The sequence below is a fragment of the Amycolatopsis sp. NPDC051045 genome (assembly GCF_040682955.1).
Taxonomy (GTDB): domain Bacteria; phylum Actinomycetota; class Actinomycetes; order Mycobacteriales; family Pseudonocardiaceae; genus Amycolatopsis.
Genome location: NZ_JBFBCC010000004.1, coordinates 362,333 through 384,521, shown reverse-complemented (window position 1 = coordinate 384,521; position 22,189 = coordinate 362,333). Strand labels below are relative to the sequence as shown.

General features: G+C 66.4%; 23 protein-coding genes. 12 read left to right on the top strand and 11 right to left on the bottom strand.

Annotated elements, in window-relative coordinates:
- Positions 1-8 precede the first annotated feature (8 nt).
- The 8 genes from AB0M80_RS12965 to AB0M80_RS12930 all read right to left on the bottom strand — a co-directional run bounded on the left by AB0M80_RS12965 (position 9) and on the right by AB0M80_RS12930 (position 10,334).
- Positions 9-254 carry a hypothetical protein gene (locus AB0M80_RS12965; RefSeq protein ID WP_364562995.1) on the bottom strand — a complete coding sequence of 82 codons (246 nt, stop codon included), beginning with the start codon at positions 252-254 and terminating at the stop codon, positions 9-11.
- A gap of 4 nt (positions 255-258) precedes the next feature.
- Entirely contained in the window at positions 259-519 is a 261-nt protein-coding gene (locus AB0M80_RS12960) for a hypothetical protein (protein WP_003056176.1), read from the bottom strand.
- 693 nt (positions 520-1,212) lie between these two features.
- Positions 1,213-1,692 (bottom strand): MarR family winged helix-turn-helix transcriptional regulator, encoded by a 480-nt coding sequence (locus AB0M80_RS12955; RefSeq protein ID WP_364562992.1) that lies wholly within the window; start codon positions 1,690-1,692, stop codon positions 1,213-1,215.
- A 104-nt stretch (positions 1,693-1,796) separates the two neighbouring features.
- Positions 1,797-2,702 (bottom strand): NADP-dependent oxidoreductase, encoded by a 906-nt coding sequence (locus AB0M80_RS12950; RefSeq protein WP_364562990.1) that lies wholly within the window; start codon positions 2,700-2,702, stop codon positions 1,797-1,799.
- A 217-nt stretch (positions 2,703-2,919) separates the two neighbouring features.
- Positions 2,920-6,573: a hypothetical protein gene (locus tag AB0M80_RS12945; RefSeq protein ID WP_364562987.1), complete on the bottom strand. Its 3,654-nt coding sequence runs from the start codon at positions 6,571-6,573 to the stop codon at positions 2,920-2,922.
- Between the two features lie 200 nt (positions 6,574-6,773).
- A complete protein-coding gene (locus tag AB0M80_RS12940) occupies positions 6,774-7,421 on the bottom strand; it encodes a M15 family metallopeptidase (protein WP_364562985.1) in 648 nt (215 codons plus the stop codon).
- Between the two features lie 16 nt (positions 7,422-7,437).
- Entirely contained in the window at positions 7,438-9,714 is a 2,277-nt protein-coding gene (locus AB0M80_RS12935; protein ID WP_364562982.1) for a glycoside hydrolase domain-containing protein, read from the bottom strand.
- A gap of 8 nt (positions 9,715-9,722) precedes the next feature.
- The gene (locus tag AB0M80_RS12930; protein WP_364562979.1) at positions 9,723-10,334 is read right to left on the bottom strand and encodes a DUF2690 domain-containing protein; all 612 of its coding nucleotides are present in this window, start codon (positions 10,332-10,334) and stop codon (positions 9,723-9,725) included.
- A 734-nt stretch (positions 10,335-11,068) separates the two neighbouring features.
- Here AB0M80_RS12930 and AB0M80_RS12925 point away from each other — a divergent pair.
- The 3 genes from AB0M80_RS12925 to AB0M80_RS12915 are packed head-to-tail and all read left to right on the top strand — an operon-like array spanning position 11,069 to position 12,473.
- Positions 11,069-11,836, top strand: a complete 768-nt coding sequence (locus tag AB0M80_RS12925) for a hypothetical protein (protein WP_364562976.1) — start codon at positions 11,069-11,071, stop codon at positions 11,834-11,836.
- Between the two features lie 3 nt (positions 11,837-11,839).
- Positions 11,840-12,055 carry a type II toxin-antitoxin system VapB family antitoxin gene (locus AB0M80_RS12920; protein WP_364562974.1) on the top strand — a complete coding sequence of 72 codons (216 nt, stop codon included), beginning with the start codon at positions 11,840-11,842 and terminating at the stop codon, positions 12,053-12,055.
- Positions 12,048-12,473: a PIN domain nuclease gene (locus tag AB0M80_RS12915; protein ID WP_364562972.1), complete on the top strand. Its 426-nt coding sequence runs from the start codon at positions 12,048-12,050 to the stop codon at positions 12,471-12,473. The genes AB0M80_RS12920 and AB0M80_RS12915 overlap by 8 nt, the downstream gene beginning before the upstream one ends.
- A 223-nt stretch (positions 12,474-12,696) precedes the next feature.
- Here AB0M80_RS12915 and AB0M80_RS12910 read toward each other — a convergent pair whose 3' ends face one another.
- The 3 genes from AB0M80_RS12910 to AB0M80_RS12900 form a co-directional block, all read right to left on the bottom strand.
- Positions 12,697-13,815 carry a hypothetical protein gene (locus AB0M80_RS12910; protein ID WP_364562970.1) on the bottom strand — a complete coding sequence of 373 codons (1,119 nt, stop codon included), beginning with the start codon at positions 13,813-13,815 and terminating at the stop codon, positions 12,697-12,699.
- A gap of 14 nt (positions 13,816-13,829) precedes the next feature.
- Positions 13,830-15,308, bottom strand: a complete 1,479-nt coding sequence (locus tag AB0M80_RS12905; RefSeq protein ID WP_364562968.1) for a helix-turn-helix transcriptional regulator — start codon at positions 15,306-15,308, stop codon at positions 13,830-13,832.
- A 186-nt stretch (positions 15,309-15,494) separates the two neighbouring features.
- Positions 15,495-15,821: a GntR family transcriptional regulator gene (locus tag AB0M80_RS12900; protein ID WP_364562965.1), complete on the bottom strand. Its 327-nt coding sequence runs from the start codon at positions 15,819-15,821 to the stop codon at positions 15,495-15,497.
- Between the two features lie 119 nt (positions 15,822-15,940).
- On the opposite strand from AB0M80_RS12900, the gene AB0M80_RS12895 reads away from it, so the two are divergent.
- The 9 genes from AB0M80_RS12895 to AB0M80_RS12855 all read left to right on the top strand — a co-directional run bounded on the left by AB0M80_RS12895 (position 15,941) and on the right by AB0M80_RS12855 (position 22,076).
- On the top strand, positions 15,941-16,234 hold the full coding sequence (locus AB0M80_RS12895) for a hypothetical protein (RefSeq protein ID WP_364562963.1): 294 nt from the start codon (positions 15,941-15,943) through the stop codon (positions 16,232-16,234).
- 122 nt (positions 16,235-16,356) lie between these two features.
- Entirely contained in the window at positions 16,357-16,587 is a 231-nt protein-coding gene (locus AB0M80_RS12890) for a hypothetical protein (RefSeq protein WP_364562960.1), read from the top strand.
- 1 nt (position 16,588) lies between these two features.
- Positions 16,589-16,906, top strand: coding sequence for a hypothetical protein (locus tag AB0M80_RS12885; protein WP_364562958.1), 318 nt, complete (start codon positions 16,589-16,591; stop codon positions 16,904-16,906).
- Positions 16,906-17,109, top strand: a complete 204-nt coding sequence (locus tag AB0M80_RS12880) for a hypothetical protein (protein WP_364562955.1) — start codon at positions 16,906-16,908, stop codon at positions 17,107-17,109. The genes AB0M80_RS12885 and AB0M80_RS12880 overlap by 1 nt, the downstream gene beginning before the upstream one ends.
- The gene (locus AB0M80_RS12875; RefSeq protein WP_364562952.1) at positions 17,109-18,014 is read left to right on the top strand and encodes a hypothetical protein; all 906 of its coding nucleotides are present in this window, start codon (positions 17,109-17,111) and stop codon (positions 18,012-18,014) included. Before AB0M80_RS12880 ends, AB0M80_RS12875 begins: the two co-directional genes overlap by 1 nt.
- A gap of 65 nt (positions 18,015-18,079) precedes the next feature.
- The gene (locus AB0M80_RS12870) at positions 18,080-18,826 is read left to right on the top strand and encodes a hypothetical protein (protein WP_364562949.1); all 747 of its coding nucleotides are present in this window, start codon (positions 18,080-18,082) and stop codon (positions 18,824-18,826) included.
- Entirely contained in the window at positions 18,760-20,280 is a 1,521-nt protein-coding gene (locus tag AB0M80_RS12865; protein WP_364562946.1) for an FtsK/SpoIIIE domain-containing protein, read from the top strand. Before AB0M80_RS12870 ends, AB0M80_RS12865 begins: the two co-directional genes overlap by 67 nt.
- 234 nt (positions 20,281-20,514) lie before the next feature.
- Positions 20,515-20,874 carry a hypothetical protein gene (locus AB0M80_RS12860; protein WP_364562944.1) on the top strand — a complete coding sequence of 120 codons (360 nt, stop codon included), beginning with the start codon at positions 20,515-20,517 and terminating at the stop codon, positions 20,872-20,874.
- Between the two features lie 35 nt (positions 20,875-20,909).
- Positions 20,910-22,076, top strand: a complete 1,167-nt coding sequence (locus AB0M80_RS12855; protein WP_364562941.1) for a DUF3631 domain-containing protein — start codon at positions 20,910-20,912, stop codon at positions 22,074-22,076.
- Positions 22,077-22,189: the final 113 nt, after the last annotated feature.

Sequence of the window (22,189 nt, the reverse complement as noted above, 5' to 3'; positions counted from 1 at the left end):
TAGAAGGATTACAGGCGCGACCGGTATCCGCTCACCAGATCCTCGGCGGCGTTGAGCCGGACGAGGAGCTGGTCCAGCCCCTCGCCGGCCTGTGCGTACTGCGAAGGAAGCCAGGGATCGGCCTTGGCCTGGGCGTCCACGAGAGCTTGCCGGGCTTCTCCGAGCAGGCTTGTGGCCCGTTCGGAGTGGGCGCGCGCGTCGGCGAGCCCGGTCACGGCAGCGGTGAGCAGCTGGTGGAGTTCGGCGAGCGTCATCCGGCTAGAGACGCGCCGAGTAGGAGTCGGCGGAGGAAATGCTTGCTTGGACGGTGCTCTGCAAGCCGTTGATGCCTTGCAGGGCCTCCGCCAGCAGTCCGTGTGCCTGGCTCACTTCGTGCTGGCTGCTCCCTTGCGTCGCCTGTGCGAGCGACTGCTGGGCTTCTTCGAGAGACTGCGCTGCCTGCTGCAGGGCGGCGATGCTCGCGGACGCCTTCTCGTTGGCGAGCGCGATGCCAGCGCGGATCTCTTCGACTCCGGCCATCGGGCCTCTACTCCTCGAAATCTGGTGTCGTACGGGGACGGATTCCATTGAAACAGATCCAGCGACTCAGCGTGATCATCAGACTTTGTCGAGTGATCGCGGGCCCGCAATCAGCAAGGCCCCGGACGTGGGAACATCCGGGGCCGGGCCGATCACCGTCTGTGCGGGGGTTGTCCCGTCACCAATACCGCACGCTGAAGTCGCTGGCCCGCGCTACCCCAGGTCAGAGCGCTTTTCGTGCCACTGCTGGCCTTTCTCGACAGGGGCGGGCGAGGTGGGGCTGAGACTAGCGCGACCGGAGTAACGCCGTTCGATCAGCCCTATTCGTGACTCCCCGTACAGGCGCAGAATTCCGCAGTACCGAAGGCATTTCACGTTCCCGGCGGCCGAAAGGACCAGGCGAACCTGTCCCGGACATACCGAGGGTGGGTCGCTCGAGCCGTAGCGGGCGCCGGGGACAAAGGAGACGAAGACGACAACGCCGGGGGCCTTCGCGCTTCGGCCATCGCCCCAGCTGGGCTTCGGGAAGTTCCTCTGTGCACTCGGCGGCGAACGTCTGCAGGGTCGCTCCGTTCAGGAGGGACAGGCCCGAGGCGGCATGGGGTCTCACTTTCCATCACGCTGGTGGGTGGTGCGTCTCGCCGCCACGTGCCGCGCCCGAAGTCGACCGGGACGGGGTGCACACCCGGAGAGTCAGGCGGGCTCTTCTTCCGACAGCGCGCGGCTGCTGATCGCCTCGGTGATGGCGTTCGCCGTCTCGACGAAGGACTCCGCCTGCTGCTCCGACAGATTCCGGGCGGAGGTCTCCTCCAGGGCCTGCCACAGGGCCGCGATGGGCTCGCGCATCGCCCGGCCCTTCTCGGTGAGGTGGACCACCATTGCGCGCCGGTCATGTGCGGCCGGCTCACGGATGACCAGGCCGGCGTCCTGCATGCGGCGTAGTGCCTTGGAGATGGTGGAGTGGTCCAAGCCGAGGCACTCGAGCAGCTCGGACTGGGACTGGCCGTCCCGGTCGAGAAGGTGCATCAGCAGCAGTTCCTGTCCGGGATACAGGTCCATCTCGCGCAGCAGGGTGGCGGCGTAGGCACGGTGGGCGCGGGCGAGCTGGAAGATCGCGTAGCTCATCGGTCCTGCGCCGGCCGTGGTGGGGATGCGGGGTTCGGGGGTGGGCATGGTTCGGTTCCTCTGCCGGTGTGGGCGGCCACTCCGCCGTCGTAGAAACTGCCGGGTCGGTCCGTCGATGTGGCGGTGACCGGCCGGTCACCGTCCAGGCGTGCTCAGTCGACGGTCAGGACGAGCTTGCCGCGCACGTGCCCGGCGTCGCTGGCCTGCTGGGCCGTGGCGGCCTGGTCGAGCGGATAGGCGGTGACGGTGGTGACGAGCTTGCCGGCCGCGGCGTCCTGGGCCAGGGCGGCCAAGCGGACGGTCGAGCGTTCCTCGGACCCCTGGGAAAAGGTGATGCCCAGCTGCCGTGCACCGAAGTCGGCGATGGTGACGATGCGCTCGGTGCCACCCCGCAGGGTGATGGAGTCCTCCAGGGCTCCCTTCCCGGCCAGGTCGAACACCGCGTCCACGCCGTCGGGGGCCAGCGCTCGCACCCGCTTGACCAGGCCCTCGCCGTACACGGTCGCGGTGGCGCCGAGCGAGGTGAGGTAGTCCTGGTTGGAGGGGCCCGCGGTGGCAATCACGCGTGCTCCACGGGCCGTGGCGAGCTGGACTGCCACCGTGCCGACCGCTCCGGCCGCGCCGTGCATCAGCACGGTCTCCCCGGCGGCGATCCCCAGCAGGTTCAGAACCCGCTCGGCCGTCTCCCCGGCCACCGGCAACGCGACCGCGTGCTGCCAGTCCAGGTCGGCGGGCTTGGCGGCCACAGTGGTGGCCAGGGCGTACTGGGCGTACGAGCCGGTGTCCGACCAGCCCAGCACCTCATCGCCGACCTGCACGTCGCTCACGCCCTCACCCAGGGCGTCCACCACGCCGGCGAGCTCGCCACCGGGGACGGCGGGGAAGGTCGTCGGGCGGACGGCCTCCAGCTTTCCGGCGCGAATCTTGCCGTCCAGGGCGTTCAGCCCGGCGGCCTTCACACGGACCCGGACCTGGCCGGGGCCGGGCTGCGGGACCTCGATGTCCGCCTCGTGCAGCACGTCCGGGCCGCCGAACCGGTCGAAAACGATCACCTTCATGAGCACTCCATTCGCTGTGGCCACCAAAGCGTGGCTGGCCACATAACCGCCCGTACCACGGTTATGTGGCCAGCCAAGTATTCGCGGAAGCCGGGGCCCTCGGCTCCGCTTCGGGTGCGGCGACCGACGGGCGCCACCGTCTACCGCAGCGAGGCCCGCAGTGCGCCGATGGCGGCGTTGCGCAGATCGTCAGAGTGGGCAGACGTGGGGACTCAACCTAGTTGGAGCCGGTTTCGTGCAGGTAAATATGGCGTTCGTCGACGCTCAGGGGCCGGGTGGCGCGTGTGTCCGCGATCGCGCGAACGTGGTCGATCGGTCCGCACGCTTCACACCGGGTCAGCCGGATGGTGCCGTCTCCGTGGGCGGTGATGAGGGTTCCGTCGGGGCCGAATTCGGCCTCTTCGACGAAGGCGCCGTGGCCGCGCATCGAGAGGAGTTCTTCTCCGGTGGTGGTGTCCCACACTCGCTCGCTGCTGTCGTGTCCGGTGCTGACGATCTGCCGGCCGTCGGTACGGAATGCCAGGCTCCATACCGGTCCTCGGTGTCCGCGAAGGATTCGGGGCTGTTCTTTTCCGTTGGTGTTCCAGATTCGGATGTTGCCGTCGTCGCTGCCGGTGGCGATCGTCCGGCCGTCAGGCGAGTACGTGACGGTCCAGACCAGGCCTGGGCTCCCGCGCAGGACGACGGGCTCTCCGCGGCCGTCGGCGCTCCAGACTCGCACGGTCGTGTCTTGGCTCGTGCTGGCGACCTGCCTGCCGTCAGGGCTGAACGCGATGCCCCTGATGGACGCTTCGTGCCCCTTGAGCACAACCGGTGCGTCCGCACCATCGATGTCCCAGATCCGCACGGTCTCGTCGGCGCCGCCGCTGGCCACACGTCGGCCATCGGGGCTGACCGCCACGCTCCAGACGATCTTCGTGTGACCGTCCAGCGCGGCGACGAGGGCACCGCTGTCGGTGTCCCAGACACGTACGGTTCGATCGCGTGAGGCACTGGCCACCCGGCGGCCGTCCGCGCTCAACGCCACCGAGAGGACCTCGTCGCGATGGCCTCTCAACACCAACGGGTCCTGCCGGATCTTGGGCTGCCATACACGGACTGTGTGGTCGGCGCCGCCGCTGGCGATGGTGTTCCCGTCGGCGCTGACCGCCACGCTCCACGCGGCTCCGCTGTGACCGTCGAGCACCTGAGGGTTGCCGGGATAGGCGGGATCCCAGAGTCGCAGGGTGCCGTCACCGCTGCCGCTGAGCAACCGCCGGCCGTCCGGGCTGAAGGCAACGCTCCACACCGGCCCGTGGTGACCATGGAGCAGCACGGGATCTTCTCCGTCGCCCTTGGTCGCGTTCCACACTCGGATGGTGTCGCTTCCGCTGTGTCCGCTGGCGACCCTTCTTCCGTCGGGGCTGAAGGCCACACTCTCGACGGTTCCGTCGTCGGCGCGGAGGACTAGCGGCGGCTCACTTCCGGTCAGGGGCCAAATCCGGACTGTTCGATCGGCGCTCGCGCTGGCCAACAGGCGCCCGTCCGGGCTGTAGGCAACGTTCCAGACGGTGTCCTCGTGGCCACTCAACACCTCGGGTGGGGCGGTCGTGGCCAGGTTCCAGACGATGACCGGTCCGTCGCCGGCGGCGGCGAGATGGACGCCATCCGGGCTGAAGGCCACCGCCCGGGCGGGGCCTCCGCCGAGGGGCAGTGCGCGGACAGGTTGTGTGCTCCCGCTCGTCCGGTCCCAGACCCGGACGGTGCCGTCGTTTCCGGCGCCGGCCACCAGCCTTCCGTCACGGCTGAACGCGACGGCGGACACCTCTCCGCCATGGCCGCGCAGCACGAGCGGCGGCCCATCGGTGGTCAGGTCCCATACGGTCACGAGACCATCGACCCCGCTGGCGGCGAGATAGCGACCGTCCGCGCTGAACGCCGGGATCCTGACGTAGCCCTTGTGATCACGCAGTACGCGAGGTTCCCCGGCGAACTCGTCCGAGTCACGCATGGTCCAGACCCGAACCGTGCCGTCAGCGCCGCTACTGGCCACTCGCCGGCCATCCGGGCTGTAACCGACCCCGAAGACCTGCTGCTGCCCCGAGACGACACTCGCTCGCATCCGCGAGTCGACCACGGCTTGGCGGAGTACGGCGGCGGCCTCAGGGGTCGGTTTGGTGTCATAGGCCGCCCCGGCCAGCAGCACGGCCAATTCTTGATCGACCTGCAGCTGGTCGCGCGCGTTGGCCACCAACTGGTGCGACAGGGCACGCTCCCGCTCGTCGTCGGCCAGATTCGCCTGCCGGAAGGCCAGGACCGCGATCAGGCTCATCACGGTCACCCCGATGGCCAGGCTGATCACGGCCAGCCGCGTGCGTCGTCGGCGCGACCGCGTCTCTCGGGCTTGCCGTTCCCGGCTGGCGGCCAGGAAATCGTTCTCGAGTGAGTTGAGCTGCTCGGTGGGCCGGCCGTCCCATGCTGCCAGCCGCGCACCCCGGTACAACGTGTCGGGATCACGGCTGTGTGCGGACCAGATCCTGCTGTCTTCGGTGAGTTGGCGATTCCGGCGCAGCGCTTCCCGGTCCGCGGCCAACCAGTGGCGAAGGCGTGGCCACGCGTCGATCAACGTCTCGTGCGCGATCTCGACGGTGGTCCCGCCCAGCACGATCAGCCGGGCACCGGCGAGCCCGTGGAGAATCTCGTCGCTGCTCGGGAAGTCCAGTTCGGCTCGGTCTACCCGCCGCCGGGTGTCCTTCACACCTTCTTCCCCCAGAGTGACCAAGCGGACCATGATTTCGCGAACGGAGTTCTGCTGCTCGACCGTGAGCGCCTGGTACCAGGCCTCGGCTGTTTGCGAGATGGCCCCGGAGACACCACCTGCCGCGTCGTAGCCGTCAGCCGTGAGAACAGAGCCGCGTCGCTGCCGCCACGTCTCGAGCAAGGCATGGGACACCAGTGGCAACGCACCCGGTTGTCCGGCCGCCTCGGCCATGATCCTGGTGACCAGCGCTCGTTCCACGCTCGACCCGACCCGGCGTGCCGGTTCGGTGATGACCTCCCGCAGCTCGTCATCGCTCAACGGCTCGACCGGCACACTGGCGCTCGCCAGCAGCGGCGCCAACCCCCGCAGTTCTATGCAGTGCGCGTAGAAATCGGCACGGACCCCGATCACGACCCGCGTCCTCGCATCCGGCCGACGAGCGTGTTCCGCGAGCGCGGCACCGAACCGGATCCGTTCTTCCTCATCCGCGCAGAGCGTGAACAATTCCTCGAACTGGTCGACAACCAGCAGAACGTCTCGTCCCTGCGGCACGTGCGCCAACGCAATTCGCAGATTCTCCATGGGAAAGTAGCCGGGGGTGAAAAGCGCCGGGAAGAAGCAAACCCCCTCGATCGGATGACCGCCGTCTTCATGCTCGGCACATTGCCGTCGGTCATTGCCGAGTGCCCGGATCAGGCCGGCGCTCAGTATTGACGACTTGCCACTGCCCGAGACGCCGAACAGTGCCACGAAACGATTATCGCGGCAGCTGGACACCAACTGGGCCACTGTCCTCTGGCGCCCGAAGAAGAGAAAGGAATCATCGACACCGTACGCCGTCAGTCCTCGATACGGCGACTTGTCACTCCGTCCGCCCTGGTCGGCGAACGTACCCTGGTGCGAGCGGGCGTTCTCGGCCGCGGCATGCCGCCAGCGTCGCTCCCACTCGGCGGTGTCACCGCCACAGGCCTGCACGAAGGCAAACGTCACAGCCAGGGTGGGCAGCTGCCGGCCACCCGCCGCGTTCGCCAACGAAGCCGCGGAGTAACCAGCCCGCCCGGCCAACTCCCGGTATCCCGGGTTGCCCACCTGGCGCCGCAACTCCCGCAGGCCCGCAGCCAGCTCTTCCACCGGGCCGGCAGCTGGATCCAAAGGGCGTTCAGGGCGCGGCACCCTCTCTCCCCTCAGAGGTGTACACAGCCGACTACTGCTAAGGCATCGTCGGCTATTGTGCGCCCGTTACTCCCTCCCGCACTGGTTGGACGTCGTTGTGCGCCGTGCTGCGCCCGCACCTCGTCCCGCCTGACCTCGCTGAGCCGGAGCGCTACCGGTCAGCCGCCGCGCGCCGCCGGGTCGAGCAGGACGCCGGCGCCCTGACCCGGGGTTGTGTTCCAGCGCCGGATCTGCGCCGCCAACTCGGTCACCCGCCGGTCCTGCGGCGGCAGCGCGATCTCGAAGTGCCCCTCGTCCGGGGTCGCGAAGTCGCCGCCCCAGGCGACGACGCCGCAGCACTCGGCGAGGATATCGCGTACCACCGCCAGCTGAGCCGGGTAGAACTGGTCCTTGACACCGGGGCGGTAGTGCTCCGGCAGAACGTCGATCGCCGAGCCGGAGGCGTGGTTGAGCTGGTGCCCTTCGAGGCCGCCGGCCGTGCGGAAGCCGACCACGTCGCCGTCGCCGAGGTCGGCGACCTCGTAGTGGAACCGGCGCACGACGTGCACCAGGATCGCGTCGGCGTCCCCGACAGCGACCGCGATCCGTTTTGCGGCCCCGCTCACCGGCCGGGTCCAGACCGAGCCGCCGGCGTCGGCGGCGACGTTCACCGCCCAGCCGTTCGGGGAGCTCGAGCCGGTGAACGCGAGGGTGCGGGGGCCGACCACCGGCGGGCGCGCAGCGGCGGACGCCAGGGGTCCGGGCAGGTTGGCCAGGACGGCGGCCGCGGCGACGCCTTTGAGAACGGTACGTCGAGTCGGTGTCATGACGGGCTCCTCACGCTCAGCTGCGCGCGATCGCGGCGTACTTCTCGAAGATCCGGTAGACGCCGAGCTTCACGAAGCTGTGCGCGTCCGCTGTCGAGGTCGTTCCCTGGTAGCGCCGGAGGACGAGGCGGGAATTGAGTTCGCTGTAGTCCAGGGACGGACGCGGGATGGTCTGGGGGGCGGATTGGTCTTCCAGTGCGACATCATTGGCGTGGTAGATCAGCACGTGAGCCGCCGTGGCGATGTTGAAGCCGTTGTCGACGTGGAGTCTCTTCCAGATTTCCCAAATGTGCTCGTCATTGGTGACGTCCCGCCACTCGGCCCTGATGTCGCCCACTTGGTTGCAGTAATTGCGCGCACGGATCGCCGATTCGGCGAAGATTTGACCGAGCCCGGTGCTGCAGTCGCGTTTGATCCACTTGTTGGTCGGGTCGATGTCAGTGAACGTGTGGTAGACGATCACCCCGTCGTCGGCGAGCGGGTCGTCCTGACCGAACTTCCGGATCTCCCAGAAGATCGGCACCATGATCAGCGCTTTGCGGACCCGCAGATTGCGAGCCAATTCGGTGAAGAGCGCGTCGTAGGCCCACATCTGATTGAACGCCTCGGTCGTGGAGTAGATCTGACCGATGTTCTCCCAGAAGTTCCCGCCTCGTTCCGGAATGCCCACTGACGTCAAATACTGTTGGAGCTCGGCGAGCAACGTGCCTTTCTGGGATGCGGTGAACATCTCGTCGAGGTCGTCGGCCTCCGGTGCGGGGTCGAAAACGACTTGGCCCGGATCGCCGCCGGAGACGATGTTGTTGTCGACGTCGATCCAGCCGTCACCGGACCCGAGGGCGATCGTGGCGATCTGGTCGAACACCCAATCCTCCGGCAGGGTGTAGCCGAGGTTGCCCGAGTACCCGGTGGACATGTCGGAGACGAAGCTTCCCGAGGTGTACCCGGCCTTGAAGACGCGCGAGCAGACGTTGCGCGGACCGTAGACGCCGACGACGTACTGCGGGGCGTACTCGAACATCGTGGTGTAGACGCCGCGGAAGTAGGGCAGGACCAGCGAGGTGATCTCGTGGTCGAGAGCGTCGAAATCGACGGCGAAGTAGATCCGGGTACCGGGGCGGAAGCCGTAGTACTTGGCCCGCCCGATGGCCGCCAGGGCGTCCGTGACCCCCTGGTCGAAGCGGAAGTAGCCGGCCGAGTCGCCGTAGGTCTGGTAGATCGGGAACAGGCGCAGGCCGTTGGCCGGGATGGTGTCGAGTTCTTCGAACTTGATGTTCTTGTCCAGATCGGTGTTCGGCACGTTCGACAGGTAGCGGCCCACGATCTCGTAGCCGTTCGCGCGCAGGGTCCGCGCCCGGGCCGGCGTGATCGTCTTGACGCAGTCGACGGCCTTGCCCCGCCGGGTCGGGTCGCCGGTGGAGACCAGCAGGGAGGCCCAGGTCTGGTAGTCGCCCGAACCGTTGACCGGCAGCCGCACGAATGACTGGAAGTCGCGCACCTCTGCGGAAAGAGCGGCGCTGAAGTCGCCGCTGAACTGCACGCCCGCGCGGCGGTTGCAGATCATCGCGGCGGTGAACAGCTCCACCCACCGCCCGGACGAGCCGACCGAGAGCGGGTTGGCCCGCAGTGCCCCCTGCGTGGCTGGGCCGAAGACGCCGTTGGCCTGGGAATCGCTCAGGCCCGCCTGGAACTGGATGGCGAGCATCAGCGCCTTCTGCACCTCCCGGGAGAAGTTGCCGTCGCACGGGATGATGAAGAAGTTCTGGCGGTGCACGTAGGTGGCGTTCAGCCAGCGCTGCACGGTGCGCACGGCGGGGGTGCCGTTGCCGATGAAGACGTAGGCGTCCATCGTCAGCAGCGCCTTGAACACCTTCGGTTCGATCGCAGGCCCCCACAGCGCCTCGTCCACACCGGCGTCCAGTTTCAAGGCCGTCACCGAACTGCGGACGCTCGCGCTGTAGTGGCCCAGCGGAAGCCCGTAGTCGAGCCATTCACCACCGGGGTAGCCCTTGCACCACAGGGCGGCCTGGATGATGCGGATGATGCCGATCGGAACGCTCACGGTGTCGTCGATTTTCGGGTACGACGTCGTGAGCTGCGCCATCGTGCTGACGCCGAAGTTGTTGGACAGCTCGTTGGGGTAGAACCCCAGCTCGTGCTGCAAGCAGCGGGTCAGTGCGTACATCGTCGCCCAGCCGGTCTGGCCGTCCTCGTCCACGTGCGGGATGTTCTGCACGCCGCCGTACTGGGTGTTGACGAAGCGCTGGGCCTGGCGGACCATCTCGTCGGCCATGGCGCGCCCTACCAGCGGGGGCCGCAGGCCCAGTCGTGCCCGGAGCCGGTCAGCACCCGGTCGATGCACGCGGAGTACGTGAGCGAGCCGCTGTCATACAGCATCGCCGTCCAGGTCCGGTTGCCGGAGAGCTGCCCGCCGCTGTTGTAGACGAAGCTGCGTTGCGTGCCGTTGGCGTTGTACCCGAACCCGCCTCCGCGCACGTAGCAGCACGAGCGCGTCCACGCCGTCTGGCACAGGCCGCTGAAACGCAGCTCGAAGGTCTTTCCGGCGGCAGGGGTCTGGCTGTAGACCGTGTACGTGTAGTCGCCGCTGGCGCAGGTGGCGCCGTTGAAGACGTAGCTGTTCGGGTCCTTGCCGTCGCAGGCGTAGCCGCAACCGCCGTCCAGCGCCCGGAGGGCGACGACCGCCTGCTTGTCGGCGATCTTTTCGACCGTCCCGTCGGCGTGCACGATCGTGCGGTGCGGCAGTTTCATCTCGCCGATCGCGGTCGCCTCGCCGGATGCCGGCGGGGTGAGCACGGACCCGGTGGACGCGGCGGCGGCCCGGCCGTTCAGGGCCGCGGCCACGAGCGCGGCGACGACAAAGGAAAACCTTCCTCGACGGGCTACCTTGCGCATCGTTCCTCCCAGAGCTGCGGTGAGAAGACCCGGCCGAGGCCGGTGGCGACGCCGCCGGTGCGGGGTCGGCTCCCAGTGAAGCCAACGCCGGGGTTGTTCAGTAGCCCTCCGACGGGGTAAACAACGCCTGGTCAGGCCGCAGTACCGCCATGGCCGCGAGGTACCAGCACGTGACCGACCGCATCCGCCGGGGCGTGGCCGGCCGGGTCGACGGGCTGCTGTGGGCACCGCCGGAGGACGCGACGGACGACGGCGAAGGCACGCCAGAGGTGGCCTGGCCAGGGCCAAATGAGACCAGAACTGAGGCCAAGACGGAAAACGCCGGGTGTCCCGAACTGGGGCACCCGGCGTTTTGCCTGGTTACTGCGGCGGAGGATACAGGATTCGAACCTGCGAGGGCGTGAACCCAACACGCTTTCCAAGTCTGCACACGTGCGTACGTGGTGGGTCAGAGAGGTGAATGCCCAGGTCAGAACCCTTCTCGAGTTGTCGGCGAACCCCGCTGTACCGGGGCGAATGAGACTAGGATTGAGACTGCAGAAGGAGGGGGGTGCGCACTCGTGGCACGTGCGAGGACTCGCCGGCGAGTGAAGGTGGGCTCGCGGGAGGTCGACCGGCAGGGCTCTTGGCTGACACAAGGTCACGAGCAGATTACTTGTGACTTACATCACTGTTCAGTTGCGCGGGATGATTGACACTTAGAGGCGGCTGTGTAGCTAGCGAGAGGATGTCGCATGGGAAGTGCGGACGCCCGGGCGAAGCTCGCTGAGGCGTATGCGACAGGCGAAGAGCCTCGGTACGTCTCCGTCAGCGAGCAGGGTGAGTTCTGGGCGATCGGCGACGTCCTGGTGATAGTGCCACCAATCCCGCCAGGTGCGGAACCTCAACTTGAGTACGCCCTGCGGCTTCGTAGAGATGCGATGCTTTCGGGCTCGTGTGAAGGTTGCGGCGCGGTCGCGGATGTCATCGCGTCCGGCGGCAAGGATCTACACAAATTCGTCTTTGATCATAGGGCTACATGTCCGGCGGCAGACGAGAACATCGCTCCGCTCGTTGATAGATACAACGACTCCGTAAAAGGTAAGTCACTCGAAGATTTGTTCATGGCGGCGGTTGTCCGGACTCGTGAATCTATGGCTATAACGATGGCAGGGATGCCTAAAGTTGAAGACGAGGAGTTCCTTGCTTGGGGAAATCGCCTGCTAGATGCAGAATTGAGCAAAGGTGACCGCTGTGGGCACCTTATCACTAGACCCAATCAAACCTGGTTCCTCCTTCTGGGTAGCGGTCATTGGCTATGCAATGAGTGTCAAATGCGATTGGAGATGAGGATTAAGTCCGGCGCCTGGAGACTTCCATACATCGAAGACAATTCCTGCGATGTATGCCGACGGCTAGTCTCAAAACTTAACCCCTTATTGGTCCGGATTGACACCTTCATCATGACAGGCGGATCCTGCGATAGATGTCACGACAAGTTTTATCCTGGCGACAAGCAGTAGGAGGTGGTTGTAGAGGTGTCTACAAATGTGGACAATATCGATGAGTCAACCCTGTCGGAAGCTCAGGAGATCCTCGGCACGAAGAACAAAAAAGATACTGTCAATGCGGCATTGCGTGAAGTTGTGCGTAAGAGGGTGATGGACGAGTTCCTGCAATTCATGGGCAATCAGGATATCGAGGAGTTGGATAGGTCGCAGGCAGAGGCGTGGCGTGACTGACGAGAGATATATGATCGACAATAGTGCAATGAATCGGATTAAGTTACCGGAGGTTGCCGCTGTCCTTGTGCCGTTGCTCAATGCAAGGCAATTGTGTACCTGTGGGGCAATCGAGGTTGAGGCTCTCTACTCGGCCAAAAACTCTAGTGACTATGAGAAGCTGCGTCTGCAGCGAGCGACGATTCTTGAGTACGTCGACTCAACGGAAGAAGACTGGCAAGCGGCGCTTCGAATCCAAGCAGCTCTTGCCAGTAAGAGTCAGCATAGGGGGCCCAAGGTTCCTGATCTCATAATATCGGCTGTTGCGAAGAATAACCATCTGACAGTCATGCACTACGATTCCGATTTCGAGCGGATCTCAGAGTTTTCCGACGTGAAATCATGTTGGGTTGTCCCGCTGGGATCTCTAGCTAAATGATGAACGACCTGTGGTCGATATCGATCGCTTTAATCAGCGTTGGGTGAACTTCGCGTATGTCACCAATGACCCATCGAGTGCTGGACGGATTTTGAACGGAGCTATTGAGTGCCCGCTGACCTGGGATGATGCCGTCGAAGCAAGCCTCGGGGGGGTGCGGGGATGGCTATGCGAGACACAACCTAACGACGATGCTGGTCCGCGCAATCCGTAGGGGTCCGATCTAATCAAGATCGGCGTAGCGGGCCGCAGACCTTAGGATGATCTCCGTGTTATTCCAGCCAGTCTGATCAACCTCAGATCCCGCTGCGATGCGGCCGGAGATTATCTCTAGGCTAAGCCAGTAGAGGTATGTGTACCAAAATACGATGCCGGTCGGCGTCTTATGTGTAGGCTCGTCCTTGAAGTACTTGTCATTGTCGTCAATCCAGGCCTTATAGAACCTTGTAATTTGATCGTAATTATTTTCGATGTATCGCAGTAGATCCTCGACCGTTTTCAGCTTCATGCTGCGAAGACAGTTGACTGTCATGCCAACGTATTCCATTGATAGGTATGACGGATTGTTGCCGCCGTATGCGACGATCATGTTCTCCAGCTCGTTGATTACGAGATTTGATTTCAGTAGTTCGACGAGGGTGTCTTGATTAATAGACAAATCTTGCGGGCTAGTATTAATCGTTTTCTTCACTTCGGTCTGGTATGCGACAATCTCGTCTCGAAGGGATCGAAACTCGACGTCTGCCGACTCAAGGAGTCCTGCGACCCGCGAGAACCGTCGACGCAAGTTTTGGGGAATTCCTCCACTGATCTTATACCCGAGATCATGCTCGATTTCTGCCCAAGCATGCTGGAGTACTGACCTAATCTGAACTTCGAATTTCTTACCGCTGAACCTCTCGTACTCGATGAGATGTTCTCGCTTGCTACCTAAGGTTAGAATGAAGTGGACCGACAGGTAGCCGAATCTGTCGGAGTCGAGATTCGCGCGTTTGTCGATGGAGTTACCTTCGTCTACCTCAAATTCCTCTCGGAGGAGTTCTGAGACCTTGTCAACGTCGTCGTCAAAATATGTGACTATGCGAATTCCAAGGAGGTCGGTTAAGGCGTTGAAATCTGGATATCGGTTAGGGCGTGAAGCGATCTTCTTATGTGCGCTCTGAAGTTCTTTCACTCGATATGTAACGGTGTGATATTGGATTTCGCTGGCAGCGAGTGCGGCAGAGATCAGATTGACTAAGACGTTGCCCATGGCAGCCAAATTCGAGATGCTTTGATCATAGTCATCTCGTCGAGAAGTTTGTTCTTGCTTGTGAAGGTTGCCGGAATTGCTGTTTGACACTTTTGGTCTCCTGATTATCGTGTTGCGAGAAGCTGTTCCCTGAAGCGCCAAGAGCGCTCAAGAATGCACGCGCCTGGAGACGCCATCGGCTCTTGGTTCAGTAGTCTCTGCACATTTTCTTCAGTAAAAGGGATTCCCTCGGAGACTGAAGAGGAATCAGAGGCAGTTACCAAGACGCCCTCGGCGTTTACGTCGACGGAATCACCGAATAGGTCGTCAAACACGTCATCGTCCATTATGACCACCGTCAGCACGGTGGCCGTGAGGGTGAGCGTGTCTAGCCCGATGCCGAGGCAGTAGGCGGTCACGCGGTCCGTCTCGCGCGCGGCCTGGAGATCGCGGTACAGTGACCAGTTCTCGTAGTCGAGCGGCTCGCCCTGGCTGCCGTCGCGTTCAGGCTCTCCGAGAATCTCCTCGGAGTACTCCCGGACCATGCTGCGCCAGAGGTCAAAGTCGTTCTCCTTGTCCCAGGCTGCCACTGAAGACGGCTGGAACTCGCCGGCCGGGATAAGGCCGTAGATGCCCGCGGCCGTCGCGACCTTGGCCGGGTCGCGCCAGTGCAGGAGGAACGTCGCCTTGCCGGTGTCGCGCTGGCGACGGAGCGTCAGTGTCTCGATCGCGGGCATGACCGGCCGCCGCTCCAGGTCGAACGGGTCGCCGATCAGGCCCCGCAGCGGAAGTTCCGCCCAGTCCGCGCGGGGGACCTTCCGGTTCGGGAACTGCGCGACGGCCAGCTCGTGCGCGATGGCCTCGGACAAGTCGAGCTTGTCGAAGTACGTCGCCAGGCCGAACGTCATTCGCTCGTTCGACGGCGACAGGTCGACGTCCAGCAGTCGGTAGCTCGTGCGGTTCTCGAACAGCGACGGCGGGTCCAGGTACTTGATCGCCGACGTGTACCGCTCGAAACGCCGGCCGGGCGCGCGGAGCGGCAAGGCCTTGTCTGCCTCGGGTTCGGTGCCGGTGACCGTGATCGGGACCCGGTGGTCCGACCACTCAAGCTTGATGTCTTCCAGGCGCAGTGGTGCCGGCGGCATCCACTCCCGCCGGGCGATCAGCGGAGCTTTGCCGATGCGCGCCTCCGGCCGGTAGAGCGACGCGGCCGCCTCGGCGAGCTCGCGGCGGCGACTGTTGAGCTCGCGCCGCATCCGGCGCCACTCTTCCTGGCTCACCGCGACCGGGTCCACTTCGTTGACCAGCGCAGATGTCGACGGGGGAGCGACGGGCTGAAGCAATTCCTTGGACAGGCCGAGACGCGAGGGGGAGATGCCGAGCTGGTTGGCGACGCGCAGCAGCGTGTCCAGGTCACGGACCTGCCGTTGGCCGGTCTCGATCTTCGAGATGTACGACTGGTCCAGGTTGAGGATCTGGGCCAGATCCGCCTGGTTGAGCCCGTTTGTCTTCCGGTACTCCTTCAGGACCTCGGCAAGCAGCCCGGTGTTCAGTTCGACCTCGGTCGTCGACCTCGGCGAGAGCCATGGCTGGTCTGCTTCCACGGGTGGCAAGTCCCTTCGTTTCGATCTTCTTCGGCTGCGATCGGACGAACTAGATAGCTTTTGAACTGCGGTTATGCCTGGCTGTCATGCAGGAGCGGCGTTAGGACTGTCCGGCCTTGGACTGTGGTGGTGGTCACGGGCGAAGCTAGCTGCATGATCACGAGCCAAGGCCCGAACGGCCAGACATCATGCCCGCTTCTCAAGCTCCTCTACCCGGCGCCGGAGGTCGGCAACCTCGACTCGGAGGGCGGCCACGTCGTCGGCGGGGGCGCTCTCGTCCGGGAAGCTCCGGACGAACGTGCCTCGCCCCGCGGCGGACTCGAGCACGCCGGCGTGCTGAAGCTCGCGGATGGCGTTGTGGACGGTCAGTTCCGCGACGTTGTACGTCGCCGACAGGGCCTTGAGGGATGGGATCTTCTCCCCGAGGGCGAACTCGCCGGCCCGGATGCGTCGGACCAGGTCATCCCGGATCTGTGCGCCTAGCGGCTGCGCTCCCTGCTGATCGATAGGCATCTCGCCAGGGTACGCAGAAAACCAACATCACCCTAATGCGCCACACGTGCAACCTTGACTTACCTCAGCGCTATAGGGTGCACTAAGGCGCAGTAAGGTACTCAAGTGAAAGGTTCCCCATGAGGTCCGCGCACATCACCAACCGCGTTCTCAGTGCCGCCGCCGACAAGGTTTCGGCTGATCAGGGCTACTGCCCGGACGGTCTGGACGAGTCCGCGATCGACGCGCTGATCGCCGAGGTCGACCGCGAGTTGACCGCCGCGACGGCCGTGGCGGAGATCCGCACCCGGCATGCGTTCACCGACCCGCAGCACGCCCACCGCACTCGCCGGCGCGTCAGCCGTGCGGCTCTGCGGGTCCTGCCGATCCGGCTCGACACGGCCGAAACGGCGCAGAGCGGGGAGGCCGCATGACTGTCCGACTCGTCATCCCCGCATTTGGCCCCGACACGGCGGCTCATCCCGCCAAGAACGCGCACGCCGCGTCGGGTCTCCCGATCAACCACCACGCAGGTAGCTACTCGGAGAGGTCTCCCATGGTAAGCACCCTGACTCCCCGCGCGATCGAGCGTTTGGCGATCCGCCGGTTCACCGACACCGGCCGGTCGTGGGCCAAGGCCCCGGCCGCCACGCGCCGGACCTGGCTCGCGGAGGTCGAGCCGGTCATCCGCGCCGAACACGGCATCGCGCTGGACGCGGCGTGGCACGGCGGTGGCTGGCAGGCACCCGGCCAGACCGACCTGTTCGACGTCTCGGAGGTGGCCTGAGATGTCCACTCAGATGCTGATGGTCCTCGGTGGGCTCGCGCTGGTCGGGGTGTTCTCCGTGTGGCGCTCCGGCCGCAAGTCCGCGATCCGGGCGCAGAAGGGCGTTCGCGAGGTCACCCGCATGACCGGCAACACGATCCGCCTGATCCTGGCCACGGCGATCATCGCGTTCGTCCAGTGGCTGGTGATCGTGAAGATCCAGAACACCACCGCGACCTGGATCGCGCTAATCGTCCCGGCGCTGCTGGCTGCCGCGACGATCGTGCGGCTGATGGCCATCACCGAAATCGTCCACACCACCCGTGGGGGTCGTCGCTGATGTTCGGCAAGAAGAAGACCGAAGAGGACGCCATCGACGCCGCGGTCGTCCACGTGCTGCTGTCCGGCATGAAGCCCGCAGACCGCCTGGGCGTTCTCGCGCAGCTCAACGACAACGAACGCCGCCAGGTCCTCAACGCAGAGCTGGAAGGCCGCAAGGACCAGTGGGAGCGCAAGAACGGCACGGAATGGGGGCAGAGCTGATGAGCACGGAAACCCTGGCTCCGCAGGACGCGAAGCACCAGCCGCTCACCGAAGCCGACAAGCTCGCCCAGGACGCCGCCACCGCCGCGCAGGTCCGGCGACTGGCCAACCACCCCGACGTGGTGGCACTGCGCGTGGAGAAGGTCCGCACGCAGATCGATGCAGTGATCTGGCTCGGAATCTTCCTCGGCCTCGCGTTCACCATGGTCAACGTCCAGTCCTTCGCCGCCGCCGGCGCGGCCACTTGGTCGCTCGGGTGGCTGGCGGGGTGGCTGCTGGACCCGATGGTGTCGCTGGTGCTCGTGGCAGTGCTGCGGGCGGAGCAGGTGACCGCTCGGTACCAGGTTGACACCGGTCGGTGGGCGCACCGGACGAAGTGGTTCGCGTTCCTGGCCACCTACGTGATGAACACCTGGAAGTCCTGGATGCACCTGGACGTGGCCGGGGTGGTGCTGCACTCGGTACCGCCGGTGCTGGTGTTCCTCGCGGCGGAGACCGCGCCGGTGCTGCGGGACAAGCTCACCGAAGCCGTCATGGCCGCCGGCGGGACGGCGTTCACGGGAGAGCAGGCCGCCGCCGCTCCGGCCGCCGTGCCCGCCGTCCCGCTGGAGGACAGCGCGGGGGAGAAGGCCGCACCGGTCGCCCGGCCGCGTCGCCGTCCGGCCCGCAAGCCCGCCGCCAAGCCCGCTCGGAAGCTGCGCGGGGACTACCTGGCCGACGCCCGCGCCGCGTGGGCGCCGGGCATCGACATCACCCCGGCCTGGGTCCGGTCCGTGTGCCCGGAGATTTCACGCGGCACCAGCAAGAACGTCGCTGACGACCTGATCGCCGAGACCACCGCCCCGGCCGCCCTGCCGGTGCCCGCCGAACAGCCCGTGACCGTCGACCAGGAGGAGGCCGCCTGATGTCCACCACCGCCGACCACACCCCCGAGTCCGTGAACGGACCCGAATCCGAAGGGCCTCTTCCCGTGAACAGCACACCCGACCCGTCCACGAACACCCCGGCCGACACGCCCGTGAACGCCGCCACGAACGCCGACCCGGCCGCCACCGACACCGCCGTCACCCGCGCCGGGAACGTCGTCCCGATCCGCCCCGACACCGCCCGCACGCCGGAAGAGATCCCGGAGCAGGACCGGCCCGCCACCGACGACACCGAGCCCGGCACGGTCGTGCGGCTGGTCGACCCGCCCGCGACCAGGGCGACGTGGTGGGAGTCCGCCGGCCACGCCACTGCCCGGCCGCTGGTCGCGCGCTGGCTGACCTCCGCCGAAGAGTTCAAGTCGCGGGCCCGGTTCCTGGTCCGCTACGCCGCCCACACCACCGCGTTCCACGCGCTGCGGGTGCCGGTGTACGTGCCGACCGCGTTCCTGCGCTCGTTCGGCGCGACCGGCCGCCTGGTCGCCCGCCTGCGGGCGTGGGTGTACGACGCGGAGTCCCACCCGGTGCGCATGAACGCCCGCGACCGGGCCGACGCCGAGCTGTACATGAAGCTGCGCGAGATCCGCAACGAAACCGTGCGCCGCCGCATGGGACCGGTGATGTTCGCCGTGTGCGTGCTGCTGGCCATCGTCTACTTGTGCATCACGTTCGTGGAGCCGTTCTGGAACTGGACCGGCCTGGTCGTCGCGATGACGATCGTGGGCTGGTGGGGCGCCCCGGCGGACAAGCCGTCGTCGGCCGCGCCGTGGACTCGGTCAAGACACCCAAGCTGACGTCGTCGATGATCGAAGACGCCCTCTGCTCCCTCGGGATCGGTGGCCTGAACCAGGCCTACGCCAAGGGCAAGCGCATCGAGTTCCCCAACCCGATCGCCCGCGACGGCGACGGCTGGCGCGCCGACGTCGACCTGCCCTTGGGTGTCACGGCCGGCGACATCATCGCCAAGCGCGACGAGCTGTCCTCCGCTTTGCGCCGCCAGATCGGGTGCGTGTGGCCCGAGGGAGACGCGAAGGTCCACGAAGGACGGCTGGTCCTGTGGGTCGGGGACATCGACATGTCCAAGGCCAAGCAGAAGCCATGGCCATTGGCCAAGCCGGGCGCGACGGTCGACCTGTTCAAGGCCCAGCCGTTCGGCACCGACCAGCGCGGCCGCTGGGTGCCCATCACGCTGATGTTCGCGTCCATGGTGATCGGTGCGGTCCCGCGCATGGGCAAGACGGTCACGCTGCGGGAACTGCTGCTGATCGCCGCCCTGGACCCGCGGGCGGTGCTCTACGCCTACGACCTCAAAGGCACCGGCGACCTGTCCCCGCTGGGCCAGTGTGCGCACGGCTACGGCGTCGGTGACGACCCCGAGGACATCGAACGCATGGTGGTGGAGATGCGGGAGCTGCGCGAGGAGATGCGCCGCCGCACCAAGGTGATCCGCAACCTGCCCGAGTCCGTCTGCCCGGACAACAAGGTCACCCCAGAGTTGGCCGCGCGCACGGACTTGCGGCTCGCGCCGATCGTGGTCGGGGTAGATGAGTGCCAGGTGTGGTTCGAGCACCCCGAGCACGGCGAGGAGCTGGAGGAGATCTGCACCGACCTGGTCAAGCGCGGCCCCGCCTTGGGGATCACGCTGATCCTGGCCACCCAGCGCCCGGACGCGAAGTCGCTGCCCACCGGCATCTCCGCCAACGCCATCCTGCGGTTCTGCCTCAAGGTGATGGGACAGCAGGCCAACGACATGGTTCTCGGCACCAGCCAGTACAAGTCCGGGGTCCGCGCCACGATGTTCGCCCGCTCCGACCGGGGCATCGGCTACCTCGCCGGCGAAGGTGACGACGCGCAGATCGTGCGCAGCGTCTACAAGGACGCCACCGACGCCAAGAAGATCGCCGCCGGCGCCCGCGCACGCCGCGAGGCGCTGGGCAACATCACCGGCTACGCCGCCGGTGAGGCCGTGGACGTCGAGGCCGCGCGGCTGGACCCGCTGGCCGACACCATCGCGGTGTTCGCCCGGGGTGAGGACAAGCTCTGGTCCGACGCCATCGTGACCCGGCTCGCCGAGCTGCGGCCGGCGCAGTATCGGGGCTGGACCGCGCAGAACCTCGCCACTGCGCTCAAGCCCTACGGCGTCAAGCCCAAGCAGGTGTGGAGCACCGACCCCGACACCGGCAAGGGAGCCAACCGCAACGGCTACACCCGCGAGGCCCTCACCACCGCCAAGAACAACCGAGCGTAACCAGTCTCGCAGGCTAGGGGCGGTGCGCGTCCTAGACTGGACCGCCCCTAGACCTAGACCCCTCCTCTAGACACCCGCAGCAGTCGTGACCAGCGCACTAGCACCCTAGACCCATCCCGCTCCGACCTGCGGAAACACCCGGAAAACCAGGCTAGCGCCAGCACTACCCGGCCCTAGCCCTGGCTTAACGCACCCACACACCGTCACTCCGTGTGACTGACGTCAGGACCTGCCTTGACCACGCACACCACCGCCGCCGGCTCGGCCACCCGGGTCACGATCACCTTTGCTGAGTACCGCTCGCTCATCCTCGACGCCGCCGCCTGGCGACTGCTCAACACCAGCCCGCACGTCGTCGAACTCCTCGCCGAATGGATCGAGTGGGACCGCCGCCGCACGCTGCGGGAGACCTCCCACGCCGTGTCGGCCGCCGCCGACTGGCGCGCCCTCGCCGCCGCGCCGACCTACGCCGAACTCGGACGCCGCCGCGCCGTCGCGACCCGGCCCGCCCTGACGCCGCACCAGATCCGCGCACAGGCCGCCGCGTCGTGGGCGCGGGTCGACGCCTGGATCGCCACGCGAGAGGCCGCCTGATGACGACCAGCACGCCGAACGACAGGGGAGGACCGATGACCGATCACGACATGTCTGCGACGGACGGAGCCGCGCTGCTCGACTCGCTGCGGGCCGCGCTCACCCGGTACGTGTCCCTGCCCAGCCCCGAGACCGCCGACGCCATCGCCCTCTGGATCGCCGCCACCCACGCCCAACCCGCCTGGGCACACGCCCCGCGCCTAGTGATCCGGGGACCGGAGAAGCGCTGCGGGAAGTCCCGGCTGCTCGACGTCGTCGAAGCCACCTGCCACAACCCGTTCATCACCGTCAACAGCTCGTCAGCTGCGGTCTACCGGTCCATTTCGGACGACCCGCCCACCGTGCTGGTCGACGAAGCAGACACGATCTTCGGGCCGAAAGCCGAAGGGAACGAGGACCTGCGCGGGCTGCTCAACGCCGGACACCAGCGCAACCGCCCGGCCAAGCGCTACGACGCGGCCACCAACCGCGTCGAGTCCATCCCCACCTTCGCCATGGCCGCCCTCGCCGGGATCGGCGCGATGCCCGACACCATCGAGGACCGCGCCGTCATCGCCCGCATGCGCCGCCGCGCCCCCGGCGAAACCGTTGCCCCCTACCGGCACCGTCGCGACCGGCCCGCCCTACGGACCCTCGCCGACGACCTGCGCGCCTGGCTGCGCACCGACCTCGCCACCCTGGAAGCCGCCGAACCGGAGATGCCCGTGGAAGACCGCGCCGCCGACACCTGGGAACCGCTCGTCATCATCGCCGACCACGCCGCCGGCCACTGGCCCACCCGCGCCCGCGCCGCCGTCGTCGCCCTCACCGCCACCGCTGAAGAGGACAACGACAGCAGCACCGGCGTCCGCCTGCTCACCGACTGCCACGCCGCGTTCGGCGCATCGCCGGAGCTGCCCACCACCGAGCTGCTGTCCCGACTCAACGGCGACCCCGAGGCACCGTGGTGCGGCTACGGGCCGACCGGGCTCACCCCGGCCAGGCTCGCGAAGCTGCTGCGGGAGTACGGCATCCGCTCCGGCAACATCCGCCCCGACAACGGTCCGCAGGCCAAGGGCTACAGCCGCGCCGACTTCACCGACTCGTGGGGGCGCTACTGCCCCGACCTTCCCGCGACGCCGCCGCCCCCGGAGCGGTCCGAAAAGGACAGCACCGGCCCCGGCGGAGACGTCACGCCAATCCGCCGCGCACGGTCCGCCTGACACCCGCCAGAGGGGTAGCCGTCCCAGCCGTCCCAAGCGTCCCCGCCCAGCTCAGCCCTGGGACGGCTACCCCACGTGGGACGGCACCAGCCGTCCCACGCACCCGCCCGCCG